This is a genomic window from Rhizobium sp. PL01 (assembly GCF_033447125.1).
GTDB lineage: Bacteria > Pseudomonadota > Alphaproteobacteria > Rhizobiales > Rhizobiaceae > Pararhizobium.
This window is the reverse complement of the sequence record NZ_JAWQUM010000017.1, coordinates 83,492-102,496: the sequence shown is the minus strand read 5'-3', so window position 1 is coordinate 102,496 and position 19,005 is coordinate 83,492. Positions and strand designations below refer to the sequence as shown.

Sequence of the window (19,005 nt, the reverse complement as noted above, 5' to 3'; positions counted from 1 at the left end):
CTTACGCGTCGGCCGTCGGCCAGCGCAGTTTTCCGCGACCGACGCGCAAGGCTTCCACCATCCTGGTATTACCCGGCAATCGACCCGAGAAGAGGCTGGGCTTGGGATCGACCGCCGACTTCTTAAACGCGGCCACTCTTTGGTAATCGGGCGTCGCCAGCCACGTGCGCCCGTCGCCCTCGTCGGTGACGACCCGATAAAGGCCAGCAGGCGGAGCGGTGGCGATGTCGAGCAGGCGCTTGTAGTGTTCGACCGACCACTTCTGGATGCCGCCGCTGAGGGCCTCTGTACGGAAGCGTGCCCATAGCGCAGCGGTGTCGGGCGTCGGCCAGTCGCCAGCGTCTGTATAGGCCGTGATCTCGTCGGATTCGAGCCAGGCCCGCATCTCGGCGGGCGTGACGAAGATCGGTTTGGCGTCTTCGATCGCGGCCATAGCCGCCCGCCTTGACGGAAGGCCCGCGCGGATCAGCATCGCCATCATGAACTGCGGGACGCCAGTTTCAACCGATCCCGCCGCACCGCCCGCCACCGTGTCCGGCGACCAGCCGAGCGACATTCGGCGGGTGCGGATGGCTTCCAGCGCCCAGACCAGGCGATAGGTGAAGGCCTCCTCGACCGCGCGCATGTTCTGCGGCCCAATCTTGGCGACATCCTCGCCAGAAACCCAGCTTCGCAGGATGACTTTCCAGTTTGCTGGCAGCGCGTTCGCCTTATCGGGGATGAACGGCCGCATGAACAGCAGGCGCTCCCCAAGGCCACCAAGCGCATCGACAAGTTCGTCGATGTCACCGCTCAGCGCTGCCGCGTCAGCACGGTCAAGCAGTGCAGCCAACTCGTCGGCCATCGCGTCGATCGAGAGGCCCGCCTCAAGTCCAACACCCATGGCAAAATGCCCGCGCCGCGCTGGCGCCGTGGTGGTTTTCCAAATAAGATCGGCACGCGCTTCAAATACCTTCTTGTGCAGCGGGGCGACGTCCTCGTCTTCGCGGGCGATCTGACGTGCCCAGAGCGATCCTTTGAGCGCTTCGTCCAAGAGCTTCGGCAGGTCAGCCCGATCGGCATCAAGCGCTTCGATCAAGCCGAACACAGTCGCGTCGAGGCGCTCGACGATTTGCGAGAGCGGCTCCTCATCGACGCCTTCTTCCTCGTCACCGCCGCCGCCTTCATCTTCTTCGCCATCGGCATCGTATTCCGCGCCGGCAGCGAGGCGCTCGGCGACCGCGGCTTCTTCCTTGGGCGATCTCCACGCTTCGCGGGCATTGGCGAGGTATTCCCAGGCATCATCGCGATCCAGGACACCTTCGCGGGACAAGCGATCAAGGATCTCGGCGACGATCTGGATGAGGCCGCTTTTCAGCGTGCGGGCCTTGGCGGAGGCGACCAGCTTTCGCCACTCCTTCTTTCGCCAATCGATCTTGTCGAACATGACGTGGACGATGAGGCCTTCGACGTCCACGAAGGCGCGCCCGGCGCGGCCAGCGACGTTCGCGAACTCCTCGCCTTTGATCTTCTCGGACGCCCGATACAACGCTGGCACCAACAATACGGCGGCGTTGAGGTTGAGGCCCTGCGACAAGGTCGGCGACGCGACGATGACTTTCAGGACACCATCGGACAGGAGGGCTTCCAACTCACGCAGGAACGGGCTCGGCAGCCGGCCATGGTGGATGGCGACGCCCGCTTTCAAGCAGGCGACGGCGGGATGGTCCTCGCCCAACCATTCCTTGCCCACCTCCAAGGCACGCGCGATCGACGCTTCGTCTTCCAGCAGCGAGTCCAGATAGCCACGCTTGCAGAGGTCCACGACTTGTTTGCCGTAGCTCTCGACCCAATTGGCCTGGGTAGAGAAGATCAGGGTCCGCTTGCCCTGGCTTGCGAACTCCCACGCCGCGAACAAGGCGAGGTGCGAGTTCTTGCGCGGATAGGGCTTCTTCTCTTTCCCGAGCGCCGTTTTCTCTACAACGAATTTGTCGAGGAAGGGACCATCGTCGTCGAGGTCGAGCCGGAGCAGCCCGTCCTTACCCCGCCAAGTGAGTGCGCCGAACCGCTGTCGCGTGGGGCGCCAGTCGGAACGCACTGGCTCGCCCGGTTCGTCCGAGCGAATCCATGCGGTGAGATCGTCCAACTCGTCGCCGCTGGGCAGGATTGCGGAGAGACAGACAATCCTGCGTTCGCCCGCATCCGCGCGCCGTAGCAGGCGTTGCACCAGCGTCTCGTAGCGGATTTCACGCTCGCTCGGGCCGATCATGTGGCCTTCGTCGAGGACGATCAGACCGACATCATCAATCACCGACGAGTCGCTTCTCAATGCGAAGTCGAGCTTCTCGGGCGTCGCGATAATGATCTCGCGGGTGCGCAAGGCATCTTCATCGCCAACCGAAAGGCCGCTGGCGCCATAAAGCGAGGAGACGCTGAAACCGAGCGGCGCGAAGGTCTTTCTGAAGGATCGCTCGGTTTGGGCGGACAAGGCGCGCAATGGCGTGACGATCAACACTCGGCGCGCCGATGACAGGGTCATCAATGCGGCGATCTCAGCCACCCGCGTCTTGCCGGCGCTGGTAGGCAAGGCCACGACCAGATCGTCCGTGACATCGGTGGAGCGCCTAGCCGCTTCGCGCTGCGACGGCCATAGCTCCACCTCGGAGGTCTTGCGGGCATAGAGCGACGAGATGAACAGGCGCCGCAGATCGGGGTATTTCTCTTCTGTCCCCTCAGGCGGCTCGGTCGGCAGGGTCTGATGCAGCGAATGCTGCCAGAGGTCGTCGATCAGGTGGCGGCAGAGGTTCGAAATCCACCACAGCGGCACATTCTCCGCATTGTCCGCCAGACTGACCGCCGTGGCGAGCAGCGTCCGTGCGGTCTGGATCGGCTCGGGTTCGCCTGTCTCGAGCGCGAAGTCAAAATACGCCAGCGCTCGGCAAATCGTCGTGTTGAGGATAGTCGACAGCACCTCGTCGATATCAGGCTCTTCCCTTCGTAGCGCCTCGGCGATCTGCTCATCGCCATGAACATCGTCGTCCAGCCATTCGCGAACGAAGCCACGCAGTTGCCCGAGATCGCGCAAGATGAGGTGTCGGATCGCGGTTTCGCCCGGCGAGGCGTTGAGGTCGTCTGCCGTCTCGTTGAAGAGCGAATAGGCAACCGCCGAAAAGCCGGCCAGATGGTAGGCGGAAGCGGCGATCATGCGACGGAAGCCGCGATCGGGCGCCTCCGGGTCGCCGTTGCGCACCAAGGCTTCGAACGCATTGGCGGCGCGCTCGAACGCCTTGCTAGTCAGCTCCGAGGCGCCAGCCTGGGCACGCAGAGCCATCGCGCCCCGAAGCAAGGCGAAACCGTGTTCGGAAAGATCGGTTTCAATTGTTGCGCCGAGGGGCGGCGCATTCGGTGGCAGCACGCCCTCCTCGCGCATCAGCGACCAGGCCGCACCGCGATAGAGGAGGCGCCCAAGGATGCCGTCGGCGGTCGCGGTCGCCAAGAATACCGTCAGTTCGTCAATCGTCTCCAAGGTCTTCCGCCTCCTGATACATGGCTGCGATGAAGTCCTGGTGATCTTCGACGTGGATGTTCACGACGTAATGGTCCCGGTTGGTCCCTGTCGCGTCGAGATCCTCCTTCATCGAGGCATGCGGGCCGTTACCCGACACGGTGAAGAGCATATGGTCGATACGATCGGCGCGGAGCGACTTCAGGCCCACCTCGTCACGGAGGCTGCGGCCCAGCGTGATATCGTCCTGATCGGTGCTCTCCAACAGGCGGTTGGCGACGAACAGCAGGGAGTCGGGCGTGCAACGGCCGTTGTCGCGATCAAGCACCTTGCGAGCGCTCGTGATCGTGGATTTTCCAAGAACCTTGTTGCTCTTGGCTTCGCCTTTCAGGAGCCAGAGCTTCTCGCCGGCACCATCATATCCGGCGCCGATGAAATCGTCGCCGCGCATGGCCATGTTGCGGCCGTCTTTGTAGCGGAGGCGGCGCACAGGAACGCGGAGGCCAATCTCTTCCTCGACCAGCTCCGTTGCTAGAATCTCGCCGAGATCGCCGGAGCGGCCTCTGGGAGTTTGGGGCATCGCCGCGCTGAGGATACTGGCGGCGACTTTGTATCCGAGCCGTTCGACGTCTTCGGCGATGCGCTCAAGTCGATCGTAGTGCGAGCGGACGGTCTTGGCGAAATCATCGCGAATCTCATCGCGGCCGTCATCCTTCTCGACATAGGTCCAGTAACGCTTCCGCTTGTCCTTTTCTTTGGTGGCGTCACACCACCTCTCGTACAGTCCCACGCATTCCCCCCTTGCCATCGCGCTGCGCAGTTTGATCACTCGGTGATCTCTGCGCCTCCGCTCAATTCCACAAACACGACCCCTAAGTCATTTCTTATGCAGCCGCATTGTTCGCACGCATGGTGATGTCGGCGCACCGCACCATCAGCGTGTCGAAAGGCTCGGCGTATTCCAGGAGAAGCCCATCGTCGACCATTCGGGCGTAGTCCTCTTCCAGCGCCTTCAGACCGACGCCGGCGGGCACGAGCCGCAGACCGCCGTTGACAGCCGCCGCGTAATCAATGGGTGTGCGATCGGACGCTTTCTCGGCGAAGAACATCGCCTTGTGGCGCGCCACGGCGTTAGCCAGGTCGCGATCGGCGAAGGCGGACGCTGCAAAGCCGGCTTCGTCCAACCGCGCGACATCGTGCCAGTGACGAGCAAAGCGATCCCCGCGCAGCCGCTCCTGCAGGCAGAAGACATGGATGGCGGTCGCCTTCTCCCAGAGGGTTCGCTCCGCGTGCATGACGCGGGGACGAGCCGTGGGAAAGGTCACGCCCTCGATCAGGCCAGACGCATCGCAGACGACGTCGCGCAAGCTCGCGGGTTCGCCCGTCGACCGCGCTCCGAATTCGAGCATCACACTCGGCGCCACATAGCCTGAGCCGGCCGTCGTGGCCTCATAGTCGATGAACAGCTTCTCGCCTTCGACGCGGACCGCGGCTGTCAAACCTTCAGCCGCGAGTGCCGCCACTATGATTGGCTGGACAATTCCTTCGACCCACTCGGGCAGGCGCTTGCGCACCTCGCTGGACCAGCGCTTTTCCTCGCTGCGGTTCTTCGGCAGCGCTTCGCCGTCCTCGCCGACTAAATCGGGGGCGATCGCCCGGATGTCGTAGGTCAGGTCGACGTCCTCGGAAAACCGCCGGATGACTTGATAGGCTTTGGACAGTGACGTGCCGCCCTTGAACACCAGATGTTCACCGAGCGCCGAACCGTAAAGAGTAGCGAGCGCCCAGACCACCCACACGTCCTTTTCCAGGAGGTGCGCCGGCCGACCCGATCGGTCGGCCGCGACGCCAAGCGCGTCGCGGCGATCCTCGACCGGAAGGTGGAGAAAGGAATCAGCCATGCGCGGCTTTTCCTACGCTGCGGGCGAGCCAGGTCGGAAGCTGTGGCGCTACCGCGACCAGCTCGCTGAAAGCGCCTGGGGGAAGTTTTCGCTTCAAGGTCTGGAGGGCGGCCTCCGCCTTCTCCGGTCCAAGCCAGGCCAGCGCCCGCACCGCTTCGCCAGCGGGTCGATGCGCCATGGCGAGCTGCCATCGCGGCGCGTGGCGAAGCTCAACGACCTGCTTGCCGAGGCTCATCTTCCGGGTGCGACCGGAGGTCAGATAGACCGACCGGACCGGCACCTGAGTCGTGAGGCCCAGGGTGTTGGCCGCAGCGGCGCCGCTTGGGACGATGGTCTCTCCCCGCTGGCTGGCCAGCGCCTCGACCGCCTGCTCCACGGAGGGAGATCGCGTTCCGAACCGGCTCGTAATCGGGAGAAGATAGACGCCTCGCCCCGCCCGGATCAGTTGGCCCCTCTCGGTCAGGCGCGACAAAGTCTGGTCCACCGCGGCGCGGTTGCCGAGGTGGAGCAAGCTTTTAGCCGCGACCGGCGTGCCCTCAGGCAGCCCTTTCGCGTGCGCTAGAATCTCTTCGGTCAAGCGTTGCATAGCCAGTCTCCTGTCAGAAGAATACACAGTTTTCTGACACTTTTCAAGGACGACGGCTTCGAAGGATCGACTAGGGAGCTGGCTGCTCGAAACTGCATGACTTCCGCTGTCGGCTGCGATCCAGCCGCGTTCTCGGCTAGGCGGCGCAGGCCAATTGCATTGGTTTCGAGCGCGATGAAGGTGCCGACGGCTTTGATGCGACAGGTGCCTTATGAATGAGCGGTCACGTCTGCCGCATAGAGCGTGGTGCCACGATCTACGCGATCAGCTCTATCTCTTCAGCGTCAAACCAGGCCTGCCGAATCATAGCATCACGCGCTTGCGCGGGCTGGGCCGCGTAATACACAACAGCCAGGCTTTCCTCTGCCCTGCTGCAGGTCACGTAAAAAAGGCGCCGTGTGCGATCGACCGTGGTCTCCTTTCCGGCCGTCTCGTTGTCGAGATCAGTCTTACTCTTTTCCTTGGCACCGAAGAGTTTGTCGTAGGCGAACATGAAGCCACGGGCCTCGTCGTCGCTGACGACAACCATCACGCGGGGGAACTCCAGCCCCTTTACCCCTTGGTGCGTATCAAACTGCGAGACGCCTCGAACGTAGCGGTCGTACTTTTCAATCTGATCGAACGGCGCATCAAGCGCCAAGCGCCACCCGCCGAGCTCACTTTTCTGGTCGGCTTCCTCGCCTTCCTCTTCGTCAATATCCCCATCGGCGCCGGCCACATCGGCTGATGCAAATGGAAGTAGCACGTCCGGAACAGTGAAAAGGTTGGCCTCTGAGACATAACGCAGGACAGCGCGTGCGGTCGGCTTCTCCTCGGCATCGACCAATGCCAGAAGGCCGTCGCAAGCCTGCCTCACGTTGCCGAGAATCTCGACCTGCTTCTCGCCAGCTGCTTCAAGCGTCCTTCGTTCGAGCAAGGGAGAAGTTCGCCTCACCACCGCCGCCACCGCGAACCGATCCTTTGAGCGCAGGGCTGAGACGAGCGGCAAGATTTCCCGAGTGAACAGGCCAATGCCTGCGCCGGAACCTTGCAGGAAACTCGTTCGAATTCGCTCGACCGCGTACAGCGGCTCGAAAAACCGCTCGAATCCGAAACGCCGCGCTGACATCGAATGCTCCAAAGCGAGCGTCTTGATCGAATCCGATCCATCCGCCCAGCATTGGTCGCCGGTGATTTCGGCCATACGAGCGGCGATGGTAGCCTCGGCAGCCGTCTTGTCGGCAATTGCTTGCGAGACAACGAATAGGCGAACGACACCAGGTTCAGCATCGCTTCGCGGCTGCTGCTCCTCACCATCCTCATCACGGCGGATTTTATTGATCAGCGCGATGACTCGCGTCGGGCACCGATGATTCATCCTCTTTCGAGGTTTGGCCCAGGCATCTGGGATCGCCTCGGCCAATCGATCTTTGCCGTCGGCGTAGATGCGCTGCATCATATCGCCAAAAAGCCCAAGGCAGAAAGCGTCGCGGTACGCCGCCTCAACATCGAGTAGAGCATCCATAAGTCGCCGGCTAGTATCTTGGCTCTCGTCGATCAGCAGGATCGGGAAACGGGTAACCAGCAGCCGGCGAAGGCCAGCCTTAGCGCTCAGAAAATCCGCAGTCATGGCGATGACCTCGGCGTGGTTGAGGGAGTCGCGCGTCCGGTTGTCGCTCGTCGGGCTATACACAAAACGCGTAATGATCGGCAGGCTGGCATGTCGTCTTCGTTTGCTCTCGATGGAGCGAGCCCGATCCGACGCAGCCTTGCTGTTCGGTCGACTTTTAGCCTGAGCCTCTTCCAGCTCCCCGATGTCTTGGAGCAGCCTAGTCGCTAGCCACTTCCGGATATCGGAATCGTAGCCCGCGATCAGGGACCAAGCGAAGGCGTGTATCGTGGACACTTCCACGCGTGGATCGAACTCGAGTCGCTGCTTAATCTCATCGCAGGCCGCGTTCGTGTAGGTGATGACACCGATCTTTTGACCGGTGAGCGAGAGACGTCTTCCCTGCTCTCTACATACAGTTCGGATCGCCTCGACGAGCGAGCGAGTCTTTCCCGATCCCGCGCCGGCGTACAGAAAGAAGCTCCTGGGCTTCTTCATGTTGAGGCAAACTAGGATCGCTTCGTCGGCCTCGGCGTCGAACACGTCATCAACGGCGCTCATGCATCGACCTGCTCTATACGCGGCGGGGCCTCTTCCCTGATCTGGGGCAGAATCTCGACCTGCTTTTTCTTGAGCTGGGACAGCAGCCACTCAAGCCCCTCGGCGATATAACGTGGCACCACGATGTCGTCGAACTTCTCCACTTCAATAACGTCGAGTGCAAATTCGGCCTTCTTGCCGTTCTTTAACGCGAGATACATTTGCTCACCAATCGCAGCCGCTCCGCCGCCAGCGTTGATCGCGTCACGGAATTTTCGAACCAGCCCCGTGCCGTCGAGCTCCGAAAAGAGGCCGAGGTTTTCAAACGCGAGCGCATCCTCGAACGTGTAAGGATACGCGACTTCCGGCCCAACTACGCCGGGGGATGTGACGCCTATCGGGATTTGGTAGGCGGCTCGCACCGCGAACAGGGGGTCGGTATCCTCACGCAATGTCTTAGCTGCGCCGCCGGCAGACATCAGCTCATCGACGTCGTCAAAGCCCGGCACCCACGTCTTGAGCGTCGCGTTGTTGGTCTTTTGACCGGCGCCCTTCGCAGGCTGCACAGATGCGCCCCCAGTATCGGTCAACGTGTCCAAGTCTGTGATAATAAGAGTAAGCAGCCCAAGGTGATCGATCAAAGGCTTTAGGCGGTGAGCATGGCTGCCCCCGATCTCAAGCAACGTGATGTAACACTGGTTGAGATCGTCATAATGAGCGCGAATGAAATTTGGCACCAGCATTCGCTCGGCGGGACCCTCCACCAGGATCGCCGCATCCGCAAAGAACAAGTCTGCATGCTGGGCTCGCAAATACCGGGTCACGAAGCGCTCCGTCTCACTGCCTAGTCCGAACACCTCCGAAAGGTTGATGACAGTCGAGACCGGCACTTTAGCGGCCATGCCAGCTGGCAAGCGTCGGAAATATCTCAGGCAAGCGAACGAGGTTTCATGCGCAACGTGGCTTGAGTGGGTGCTGACGACGAGTTGGGTTCGTAGCTTCTTGCTCTCACCGAGATCTTCATGGGCGCGCAAGACGGCATAGGCCTTCTTGATGAAGACCTGCTGTACCTGCGCATGGAGATGCGCCTCCGGCTCCTCGACTAGCACCAAATGCAGAGGCTCGGTGGCGATCGCTGTGTTTCCGGTCGAGGCTTTGCCAACACGCATCCACGCGTCGCGAAAGCTCATAAGGCGGAAGATCATCGAAATCAGGTTCTGATAACCCAACCCGTTATTCGCTTCCGGCAATCGCAGCACAGGCGTAGTCGCGCCATCTTCAGCGATCACGTCGACCTCGAAGCTGACCGCTGCGCTATGGTTGAGCCCGTCGGTGGCCTTCAATCGTGTTGAGACACGAGGGCGCGGATCGGTGACGCCCGGATACCCCATACCCTCGACCTCGGTGAAGGCGGCTCTGAAGCTTTCGGTCAAACGCTCGTCAAAGGCGTCTTGGGCGGCCTCGATTGCTTGGAGGGCGCCTAGGTCCTTTGCATTCGGCCCTTTTGTTGGATCGAGGTGTTTGGAGTAATAGCTCTTTAGCTGGTCCGACAGCCTACTTCCGGCTGCCGCGGCCGGAGATTCGTCATCCTCCGTCGCTTGCTGCTCTTCGCCAAATCCGCGCTGCGCTGGGATGTCATGCACGCGGATCAGCCCGCTCAACGGGTCGCCCTCTATCACTCGCGCCGTATCCGGCAGGAGTTGCGGCCTCGCGAGAGACCTCGCAGGCGGCGCAAGCTGAGTCGGGTCCAATGAGTAGGCGCGTATCGTGAAGTGCGTGGAGAGGCGCTTGCCGAGGAAGTCGATGAGGTTTTCGGGCCAAATCGTCAGCTTGGGCGGCGCAGGAGGCGGATCAGTGTCAGGATTGTCAGCCCCGATGGCAGCGATAGCCGCCGCCTTCATCGTCTCGGCATCGCTTATGGCGCCCATGAACTCCTTGTAGAGAACGCCAAGGTCCTTTGGCTCGTAGCGCAGCCGCACCCCCAGCCTTCCGCCCTCCCAATCCAACGTTGGGATGAGGTCACGGACATGGTGCATTTCGCCCGTTTCAACATGCAGCCATATGTCGAGTGTCGGCAATGAGCTGACCCAAGGATCAACGACCAGATCAACAACCTCCTCCGCGTTTCGGGCATCGATCCACTTAGCACCAAGCGCGATAATCGAAGGCCAATGGCACAAGGTGAAATCGTGCATTTCGAACGGACAGCGCCTGGGCGAAAGAAAGCGCCGCAGCGCGAGCATCGCTGATGTCTTGCCGCTGTTGTTCGCACCAACGAATAGTGTGGTCGTGGCGGAGAGATCGACTCGCGTCGACAGAAGCTTTCTAAAATTCGCGACTTCAAGAAACTCGATATGCACTTAGCATTCCCCCCAAGGCGACCCATGCTAACACGGGCATCGCCCCCGCTCGCTGCCTTTTCTAGATATATACTTTTGTTTACTCAATCGCGGCAACCATCGATGCAAATATGCTTCTGCTCGGTGTGCTCCGCAACGCGACAGCCGCTGACCGGCCGACGCCTGATGCGTGGAATCGCTTCCATCACCCCGCCGGCGCCTCAACATCGGGCGGGTTCATATAGGCACGGAAGCCCGCCAGATCGTCGTCGCTTGGATTTTCCGCCTCGGGGATGAACCGGATGGTCTCGGCGATGTCGCGACGCGTGACATAGCTTATGATCGCGCCGCCACTGCTCAGCTCATACTCCATCGAGCCGCACCAGCGGTTGGGACGGGCGAGGCCCGGCGCGAATGCGATAGGCTTCTTGTTTCCCTTCTTGCTCACTTCATGCTTGGCGAGCGCGACGCGGATGAATTCGAGCGTGGTGAAGCCCATCTCCGTCCGCCGCAGATCGAGACGCATCTGCTCAACAAGATCGGGCCTCTTCTTGGCATCACGCAATTGCTGCGCGCGCAGCTCGCGATCGTAGTGGCGATATCCCAGGTCTCGTTCGAGATGGGCAGCCTTGAGATCAATCCCCGAATTCTCGGCAAGCTTGATGACGTCCTCGCAGCGCTGATGCCACGTCCGCAGCAGTTCGTAGGCCGCGTATATCCACATGGGCGAGAGCGCACCCAGCAACGCGATCTTCCCACGCGGAGGCTCATCATCGAAGTGATGGCGCATGACCTCCTGCTCCAGCGCGTTCAGCGAATTATCGACGAGGCAAAGCTGGCTCGCCTGCATGGCCAGGTAAGGATTCTCGGCGAAACCAGCCAAGCTCATCAGCGCTTCGTAGAGGTCGCCTGTGCCAATCTCAGATACATCGCGGTAGCGGGGCTGATCGTCCCGCTCATCGTCAAATTCGTCGGCGTCCGTCATGTGATTTCCCCGCCCTTTGCCTCGCCCCGATACGGCGGGTCGATCACCGCCATCGGCAAAGGATCGGCCAGGCCCCAGAAACGCGTTGTTGCCCGGATGTAGCGAACGAGGTCGTTCATCCGGATTCTGAGGTGTTCGCTCGGAATCGGCGGCCCCGCTAAGAGATCGTGATAGTCGTTGGCGGCATCGTCCCACAGCGCCGGTGCGATCGCCTTCAGCTTCTCGCATGACGAACCTTCGCCATGACGGACGACGTTGGCGACCTTGAACATCTCGCTCAGATCGGCTCCCAGTTCGCCCTGCTCAACATCTATCCCGGCGCGCTGGGCACACAGCGCCAGGAAATCTTGGAAACCGCGCGCCTTCGGCATATCCATCGCGCTGTCGAGATGGAGAGCTCGTGCCCAAATACTCAATTGACGTTCGAAGATAGCAGCGAGGGTCAGCGTGAACGCCTTCGCCGCCTCATTGGCGGTGTAGTTGTCGACCTGGGCCGCAGCGCGATCGAGAAATTGATCCATCGTCGCCGCCTCGCCGCTTTCGAGCGACGAATGGACCGGCAGCGCCTCCATTGCTGGCTGGATCACCCGCTCAAACAGTCGCGCCAGGTTTGCTTGGAAGATGCGTGGCAACTGATCCGTGATTTGCAATTTTCGCCCCTGTTGCCCTCAGTTCGTTCTGTCGTGTCGATCGGCGACTTAGGCCTTACAATCTCAACCCGCAGCTGGCACAGGCGGCACGTCCCTGACTTCGCCGCGACTCCCTACCAAGGCGATCTCGATGCCGGCCAAGGCACAGCGCGGCGCCAATCGTTCGGCCAGACGCAAGGTGCCTTCCGTGAAAGGGACGACAGCCACTTGCCGTCCTTGCGACGGTGTCGCCATCAACATGCCGACCGTCTCGCACAGACCTTTGTAGAGCCGAGACACCTGGCCCGAATGCCTCGTGTTGATGATCCCGCCTTTGCATTCGGCGGAGATGACGTGGTTGCCGACCTCTGCGACCACATCACGCAGCCCCGACTTTGGATTGACGGTGATCTCCTGGCCCGCAGCGTTCCGGTACGTGCCGCCATAGCTGGTGGTGCCGACGCTGGAGATCTTGATGAAATCGCGTCGAAGCAGCCAGGCGGCGAAGTCGAATTGCTTGCCGTGCTCTCCATCGGGGTGAACACGGACGTGTTGGGTATCCTGCGTCCGCAACAGGTGCATGGCATAGGCCATCATGACCGCGCCCTCGTAGAGATGGTGCTCGTGCTCGCCGTCGGATTTTCCGATCCGGTTTGGCGGCGGCGACAAAGCCGTAACGAGATCTTCGAAATCCATGACAACCCTCCCCGGCCGTTAGTGTAGCTGATGGGCCGAAAGTAATCGTCCTTCATCGCGGAATGGCTCAAGCTACTCGTAGCAGATCGAACACTGGTTCGTCCGCAGACTTTCCATAGGCAGAACGTCCGAAAATCTTGGGGTTGCCAAGAGGGGAAAGCCTTCCCCTGCGGCCGAGCCGAACGTCTCGGCCGACCCCTTCTGCGGGAGGCCCCGCAACGCCCCCTGAGAGTGAGAGTGCGGACGGATTTTCCGTGACGGGTTGAGGGCTGGAGAAGAGGTCTCCGGCGCCCGTCATGGAGATTGGTCCCATGACCCAGATTTCAGTTCTAGAGGCCCGCCGCGACGCCAGCGGCGGCTACAGAGTGGATGTCGGCCGCGGCGAGCGGATCGGCCGCGTATCGTCCGAATGGTTCTCGCGCCCGGCCGACGAGCGATATCTGTCGCTGTCCGAACTGGCGCACTCAGTTCGCGACCGCGCCGATCGCAGCCGGACGCGCCTCGTGGAGAGCGCGCTCATCCATGTGGAGGCGAACCGCAGCGACCCCGAGCGGCTGGCGTTGATACTGCCCGGCACGGATACGCCCGTCGCCCCGACCCATTGGAGCTTCGGCCAACTGGCCAGCCTGGTCGGCGCCCCGGCAGCCTATCTGCGCCAACTCCCCGCACCACTCGCCGCGATCAACCTGCAATATGGCCTGACGTCCAATCGGGCAGAGCAGATCAAGACGCTGGAAACCGACAATGGCCGGGTCGAACTGCGCGCCGTCACCGGCCCGGACTATGGCCGCATCTACGACCACGAGCTGGTCGAGGCCGTGCAGCGCATCGCCGGCAACGGCACGGGCGACACCCGCTGGAAAGTGCCCGGGGTGCTCGACTGGTCGACGGGAATCTACAATCCCCGCGTCGACATCACCAAGGATACGACGACGCTCTACGCCTCCGACCGCGACGTCTTCCTTTTCCTCGTCGATGACCTGAACCCGATCGAGGCCGGTCGCCTGCCAGACGGCTCGCCGGATCTCTATTTCCGGGGCTTCTACTGCTGGAATTCAGAGGTCGGCGCCAAGACCCTCGGCATGGCGAGCTTCTATCTGCGCGCGGTCTGCCAGAACCGGAATCTCTGGGGCGTGGAGGATTTCGAGGAGATCACCATCCGTCATTCCAAACATGCCGCCAACCGCTTCGCCCATGAGGCGGCGCCGGCGCTGGCGAACTTCGCCAATTCCTCGCCGCTGCCGTTCGTCAACGGCATCAAGGCGGCCCGCGAGCGGATCGTGGCGCGCAGCGACGAGGATCGCACTGACTTCCTGCGCCGCCGCGGTTTCTCGAAGGCCGAAACCGGCAAGATCATCGACACGGTGTTGGCCGAGGAAGGGCGGCCGCCCGAGAGCATCTTCGATTTCGTGCAGGGCATCACCGCCGTCGCGCGCGACAAGCCCCATCAGGACGCCCGCCTCGACATGGAGGCCAAGGCGAAGAAGCTGCTCAATCGAGCCGCCTGACATCCGCATAGCCGGAGATGCGGTTTTCCGTGTCTCCGGCTTTGCGCTTCCGCGTGTCCCAATTCCGTTCCGTGGCGCTGCCCCCTTTAGAGGAAGAGGGCGGCGCTTCGCTTCGTGACGGGTTTAGGGCTGAGAGAGAGTCTCTCGGCGCCCGTCGCGGAGACTACCCCGATGGCTACTGCCGTTCAGAAGATCACCCTGTCGTCCTCGCGCGACATCCCCTTCAACAAGCTGGTCCTGTCCCAGTCCAACGTCCGGCGCGTGAAGGCCGGCGTCTCGATCGAGGACCTCGCGGCCTCGATCGCCCGTCGCGGCCTAATCCAGAGCCTCAGCGTCCAGCCCGTCGTCGATGCCGATGGCGTCGAGACCGGCATGTTCGAGGTCCCGGCCGGGGGCCGGCGCTACCGGGCGCTCGAACTGCTCGTAAAGCAGAAGCGCCTCGCCAAGATCGCGCCGGTGCCCTGCATCGTGCGCGACCACGACAGCGATATCCTCGCCGAGGAGGTCTCGCTCGCGGAGAATATCGAGCGTGCCCCGCTTCATCCTCTCGATCAGTACCGCGCCTTCCAGGACATGCGCGGCAAGGGCATGACAGAGGAGGAAATCGCCGCGGCGTTCTTCGTGCCGGTGAATGTGGTGAAGCAGCGGCTGCGTCTCGCCTCGGTCTCCCAGGCGCTCCTCGACGTTTATGCCGAGGACGGCATGACGCTGGAGCAGCTCATGGCGTTCACGGTCTCCGACGACCATGCGCGCCAGCAGCAGGTTTGGGACGCGATCAAGGACGCCTGGTCCAAGGAGCCCTATCAGATCCGGCGCATGCTGACCGAGACGACGGTGCGCGCTTCCGACAAGCGTGCCGTCTTCGTCGGCATCAAGGCCTATGAGGCGGCGGGCGGCATCGTCATGCGCGACCTGTTCCAGTCCGACGACGGCGGCTGGCTTCAGGACCCGGCGCTCCTCGACCGCCTCGTCGGCGAAAAGCTGAAGGCCGAAGCCGAGACGATCGCGGCCGAAGGCTGGAAGTGGATCGAGGTGGCGGTCAGCTTCCCGTATGACGCGGCGCGCGGCCTGCAGGAGATCACCGGCATGCCGCTCGACCTCTCGGCGGAAGAGCAGGCGACCATCGACGCGCTGAACGCCGAGATGGCGAAGCTGGAAGCCGAGTATCAGGACGCCGACGAGCTGCCGGATGAGGTCGATCAGCGTCTGGGCGAAATCGAGACCGCGCTCGCGAGTTTCGAGGATCGCCCGGTTCACTACGAACCGGCCGATATCGCCATCGCCGGTGTGTTCGTCAGCATCGACGCCGACGGCTCGCTCACGGTCGATCGTGGCTTTGTCCGGCCCGAAAACGTTCCGGCCATCCCGCTCGACGGGGACGGCGGGCGGGAGGTCGACAACGTATCGGGCGAACCCGCCGGCCCAATCGTGCAGCGCGCCATCATCACCATCGGCGGCCAGCCCACCGAGCCTGAAGATGACGACGAGGACAACACGATCAAGCCGCTGCCCGAACGCCTGGTCATTGAGCTGACCGCGCACCGCACGCTCGCGCTGCGCGATGCCGTTGCGAACAACCCGCACATCGCCATGACGGCGCTGCTGCACAAGCTCGTCTCGGATCGGTTCATGACCCGCATGTATACCGGAGCCATGGAGGCGGCGGTGAAGCACATCTACTTCCCTGCCCAGGACGAGGGTCTGACGGACAGCCCTTCCGCGCGCGCGGTGCAGGAGCGGCACGACGCCTGGGCCGCCGACATCCCGAAGGACGACGACGCGCTTTGGGATTGGCTGGCGGGCCTCGACGACACCAGTCGCTTGGCTCTGCTGGCGCACTGCGTCAGCTACGGCGTCAACGCGCTCTACGAGCGACCCAATCCGCACAGCTCCAACGGCGTGTCGCAGCATACGCTCGACATGCGGTTGGCTCAGGCCGACCGCCTGACGCGCGCGACCGGGCTGGACATGGTGGAGGCTGGCTGGCGTCCGACCTTCGGCAACTACCTCAATCGCGTGACCAAGCCGCGCATCCTCGAAGCCGTCCGCGAGGCGACGGGCGAACAGGCCGCGCAGCTCATCGACCACCTCAAGAAGAGCGACATGGCCAAGGAGGCCGAGCGGCTCCTGGCTGACAGCGGCTGGCTGCCCGAGCCGCTGCGCCTCGCTGCTCTTCCCGGTCAGCCTGACGTCGGTGACGCCGAGGCGTTGCCGGACTTCCTCGCCGGTGACGATGACGAGGTGGTCGAGGCCGATGAGGACGCATCTGACCTGATCGCCGCCGAATAAGTCCCTTGGCGGGGAGCGCCCCGATCGCTCCCCGCCGCTTTTCTCAAGCAGCCTCGCATGGCGATTTTTAGTGTCAAGACCGGCCGCAAATTGAGAACTGACCTTCTCACGGGCTGAGTTAAGTGGGAACAACCCAGCTAATTGCCTCGAAGTAGACGCCGGGCTTCAGGATTAGGCGCGGGCTCCGGTTGGCCATACCTCCGGGCTTAGTCAGCGCCGCCGAACCAACGGCTAGTCGCTCTTGTGACGTCTTCAAGCTCGGGCGCTGCCTCCGCTGCCCAGACGACGAAGCCGTCCGGGCGTACGAGAAGGGCGCTTAAGCCCATTTGGTCAGCGGCTTCGCCGGTCGCGTAGATGACACGGTCTGCCCAGCGAGTGGCAAGCGTCTGGAGGGGCGCACGACCGTCGAAGTCCAGCAGGAGGCCTCGTCCTGAGTGGAGCAGGTCTCCGAGTTTCCTGCCGTCCTTGAGCTGGAAGTCCGGAGCGCTCAGGCCGACTATGGGATGGCCACCGCCGAGATCGTATCGGAGCGACACGCCCCATGCGCGCTGTGCGAAATAGGTCGCGCCGTCGCGCGTGTCGACGAGGTCGCGGATAATTCCTTCCAATGCGCGCGAACTCGGGCTCGGACGCATGAGTGAGACTTGCGCACGCGACCAATCCAGCACCTGGGCGCCAACGGGATGCCGCTCGTCGAAGTAGCTGTCCAGCAGACCGTCCGGCGCCCTGCCTCTAACGACGGCCGCAAGCTTCCAACCTAGATTCATCGCGTCGCCTAGCCCGAGGTTCAGACCTTGCCCGCCCAAAGGGGAATGAATGTGCGCGGCGTCGCCAGCGAGCAGTACCCGCCCGATGCGATAGCGCGTCGCCTGAAGAGATCTGTCAGTCCAGCTGGCGGCCGACTTCAGGGCTGTCAAAGTGACATCGATGCTGGACACTCGACGCAGCACACTCTGCACATGATCCAACGTCAACGCCTCGGACCTGTGGGCGGCCCCGCTATCGAACTCGACCATGGCAATGGCGCCGGGCTGCGATTGAAAATACATGCCGTTAGGCGTGTAGATGCGCCCCATCGCTAGACGGTCTGGATCGGCCATTTTGACTTGGACCGAATAGCCGGTGAACTCCGGATCGGTGCCTATAAAATCGAACCCCGCCAGTTTGCGCACCGCGCTGCGGCCACCGTCACAGCCGACAAGCCAGCGCCCGAAAAAGGTCGCCTCACCGGCGCGGATCTCCACATGGCTGGCGCCCTTTTCGAGCCCTTCAACCTCGATGCCTCGCTTGATATCAACTCCCATATCCGCGGCCCGCTCGGTCAAAGCAGCTTCGAGACGTTGCATCGTCGTCGCCATGTTCGCGGCGGCAGGTGTCGGAAGCCGGTATGTCCAGTTCGCCGTATCGACGCGATCAAGGGCTATGGGGATGCCCGCGAAATGTCCTCCAGACTGACGCGGTTGCGGAATGACAATCTCGTTCAGCAGTCCCCGACGGTAGAAGGCGTCAGTCGTCGGCGCAGAAAGACCCCGCAGGCCGAATGGGGGCTCTTTCATGGGCGAGTTTGGGCGGTCGGCGCGTTCGAGCACCAATACCGACAACCCCGTCAGGCGTAGTTCGCACGCCAAGAACAAACCGACCGGGCCAGCGCCCGCGATCACGACATCATAGGTCAAAACAATAGCCTTTGCGCTTCGGCAACCTCGATTGCCGTTTGAACATCACGATGTTCAGCGCTGACGACGCGGGCAGGCCCACGCCTCGGTCTCAGGTCCGCTGTCGACCCAATAACCCCTATTTTAGCTATCTAAGCCCCGTCGTAAAGCAGACTCGGCGACAGCCGCGACGATAGAGATTATGTCTTCACCCCCTTCCGCCATCTCGCCGACGGCGATCCCTGCGAAGCGTACACGCCTCCGAAGGGCGGGACGGCATCACGGATTGATATCGCTACCAGACCGCCACCTCCCACTGGCCGTTGACACGGGCGAAGCCAACCGGCCGGTTCTGCGGTGTGGCGTTTGCCCGCGTCGTGTCCATCGTGAGCTGTGTCAAGCACGTCACGCCGGGACCGACGCCGCCGGGCGAACAATCACCGAGTTTCAGGGTCGCATTCGCGAGCGACGTTCCCGTGAAGAGCCGATGGCGGCGGACGGCGGCGATCGCCTCTTCCTCGTTGGGTTGCGCAACGCCGGCGACGGCGGCGGCCGACGATCCGCCCGGCGAAATCATGGGGCGCGCCACGAATCCCACGCCAAATCCCACCACCAAGCATCCCGCCGCCACCATGCCGATCGCGCTTCTCTTCATACCCGCTTCTCCTTCGTCCTCGCTCGGTGAAGCGGGCGCGTGTCCTCGATCCTCGAGGCCGCCGCCCGCCATGTTCTGGATGACGTTGTGTAGCGCCGCGCGGCCGACCTCGGAAGACGAAGCGGTCAAAAGGTCATCGCACGCGCCAGA

General features: G+C 62.5%; 13 protein-coding genes and 1 pseudogene. 3 read left to right on the top strand and 11 right to left on the bottom strand.

What is annotated here, in order from left to right; genetic code table 11:
• Position 1: 1 nt before the first annotated feature.
• From R6X40_RS29675 to R6X40_RS29635, 9 genes are all read right to left on the bottom strand, one after another.
• Complete coding sequence (locus tag R6X40_RS29675) at positions 2-3,505, bottom strand: DEAD/DEAH box helicase (protein WP_318418594.1); 3,504 nt, start codon at positions 3,503-3,505, stop codon at positions 2-4.
• Positions 3,492-4,274: a DUF1837 domain-containing protein gene (locus tag R6X40_RS29670; protein ID WP_318418592.1), complete on the bottom strand. Its 783-nt coding sequence runs from the start codon at positions 4,272-4,274 to the stop codon at positions 3,492-3,494. The genes R6X40_RS29675 and R6X40_RS29670 overlap by 14 nt, the downstream gene beginning before the upstream one ends.
• A gap of 94 nt (positions 4,275-4,368) precedes the next feature.
• On the bottom strand, positions 4,369-5,385 hold the full coding sequence (locus tag R6X40_RS29665) for a nucleotidyl transferase AbiEii/AbiGii toxin family protein (RefSeq protein WP_318418590.1): 1,017 nt from the start codon (positions 5,383-5,385) through the stop codon (positions 4,369-4,371).
• Positions 5,378-5,971 (bottom strand): DUF6088 family protein, encoded by a 594-nt coding sequence (locus R6X40_RS29660; protein WP_318418588.1) that lies wholly within the window; start codon positions 5,969-5,971, stop codon positions 5,378-5,380. The genes R6X40_RS29665 and R6X40_RS29660 overlap by 8 nt, the downstream gene beginning before the upstream one ends.
• A gap of 256 nt (positions 5,972-6,227) precedes the next feature.
• A complete protein-coding gene (locus R6X40_RS29655; protein ID WP_318418586.1) occupies positions 6,228-8,120 on the bottom strand; it encodes a UvrD-helicase domain-containing protein in 1,893 nt (630 codons plus the stop codon).
• Positions 8,117-10,459 carry an AAA family ATPase gene (locus R6X40_RS29650; protein WP_318418585.1) on the bottom strand — a complete coding sequence of 781 codons (2,343 nt, stop codon included), beginning with the start codon at positions 10,457-10,459 and terminating at the stop codon, positions 8,117-8,119. Before R6X40_RS29650 ends, R6X40_RS29655 begins: the two co-directional genes overlap by 4 nt.
• Before the next feature lie 184 nt (positions 10,460-10,643).
• Positions 10,644-11,423 carry a hypothetical protein gene (locus tag R6X40_RS29645; protein WP_318418583.1) on the bottom strand — a complete coding sequence of 260 codons (780 nt, stop codon included), beginning with the start codon at positions 11,421-11,423 and terminating at the stop codon, positions 10,644-10,646.
• Positions 11,420-12,073 (bottom strand): hypothetical protein, encoded by a 654-nt coding sequence (locus R6X40_RS29640; RefSeq protein ID WP_318418582.1) that lies wholly within the window; start codon positions 12,071-12,073, stop codon positions 11,420-11,422. The genes R6X40_RS29645 and R6X40_RS29640 overlap by 4 nt, the downstream gene beginning before the upstream one ends.
• 63 nt (positions 12,074-12,136) lie before the next feature.
• Positions 12,137-12,748 (bottom strand): hypothetical protein, encoded by a 612-nt coding sequence (locus tag R6X40_RS29635; protein ID WP_318418580.1) that lies wholly within the window; start codon positions 12,746-12,748, stop codon positions 12,137-12,139.
• 311 nt (positions 12,749-13,059) lie between these two features.
• Here R6X40_RS29635 and R6X40_RS29630 point away from each other — a divergent pair, with 311 nt between their 5' ends.
• Together R6X40_RS29630 and R6X40_RS29625 are read left to right on the top strand one after the other, a co-directional pair.
• Positions 13,060-14,256, top strand: coding sequence for a DUF932 domain-containing protein (locus R6X40_RS29630; RefSeq protein WP_318418578.1), 1,197 nt, complete (start codon positions 13,060-13,062; stop codon positions 14,254-14,256).
• Between the two features lie 171 nt (positions 14,257-14,427).
• The gene (locus R6X40_RS29625; RefSeq protein WP_318418576.1) at positions 14,428-16,545 is read left to right on the top strand and encodes a ParB/RepB/Spo0J family partition protein; all 2,118 of its coding nucleotides are present in this window, start codon (positions 14,428-14,430) and stop codon (positions 16,543-16,545) included.
• 206 nt (positions 16,546-16,751) lie between these two features.
• On the opposite strand, the gene R6X40_RS29620 is transcribed toward R6X40_RS29625, so the two are convergent.
• Positions 16,752-18,221, bottom strand: coding sequence for an FAD-dependent monooxygenase (locus tag R6X40_RS29620; RefSeq protein ID WP_318418574.1), 1,470 nt, complete (start codon positions 18,219-18,221; stop codon positions 16,752-16,754).
• Positions 18,222-18,395: 174 nt separating this feature from the next.
• On the opposite strand from R6X40_RS29620, the pseudogene R6X40_RS31705 reads away from it, so the two are divergent.
• Positions 18,396-18,527, top strand: a pseudogene (locus R6X40_RS31705) (DUF6117 family protein); the annotation flags it as partial.
• Here the strand turns inward: R6X40_RS31705 and R6X40_RS29615 are convergent.
• A complete protein-coding gene (locus tag R6X40_RS29615; protein WP_318418572.1) occupies positions 18,496-18,984 on the bottom strand; it encodes a hypothetical protein in 489 nt (162 codons plus the stop codon). The pseudogene R6X40_RS31705 and the gene R6X40_RS29615 overlap by 32 nt on opposite strands.
• Between the last annotated feature and the right edge of the window lie 21 nt (positions 18,985-19,005).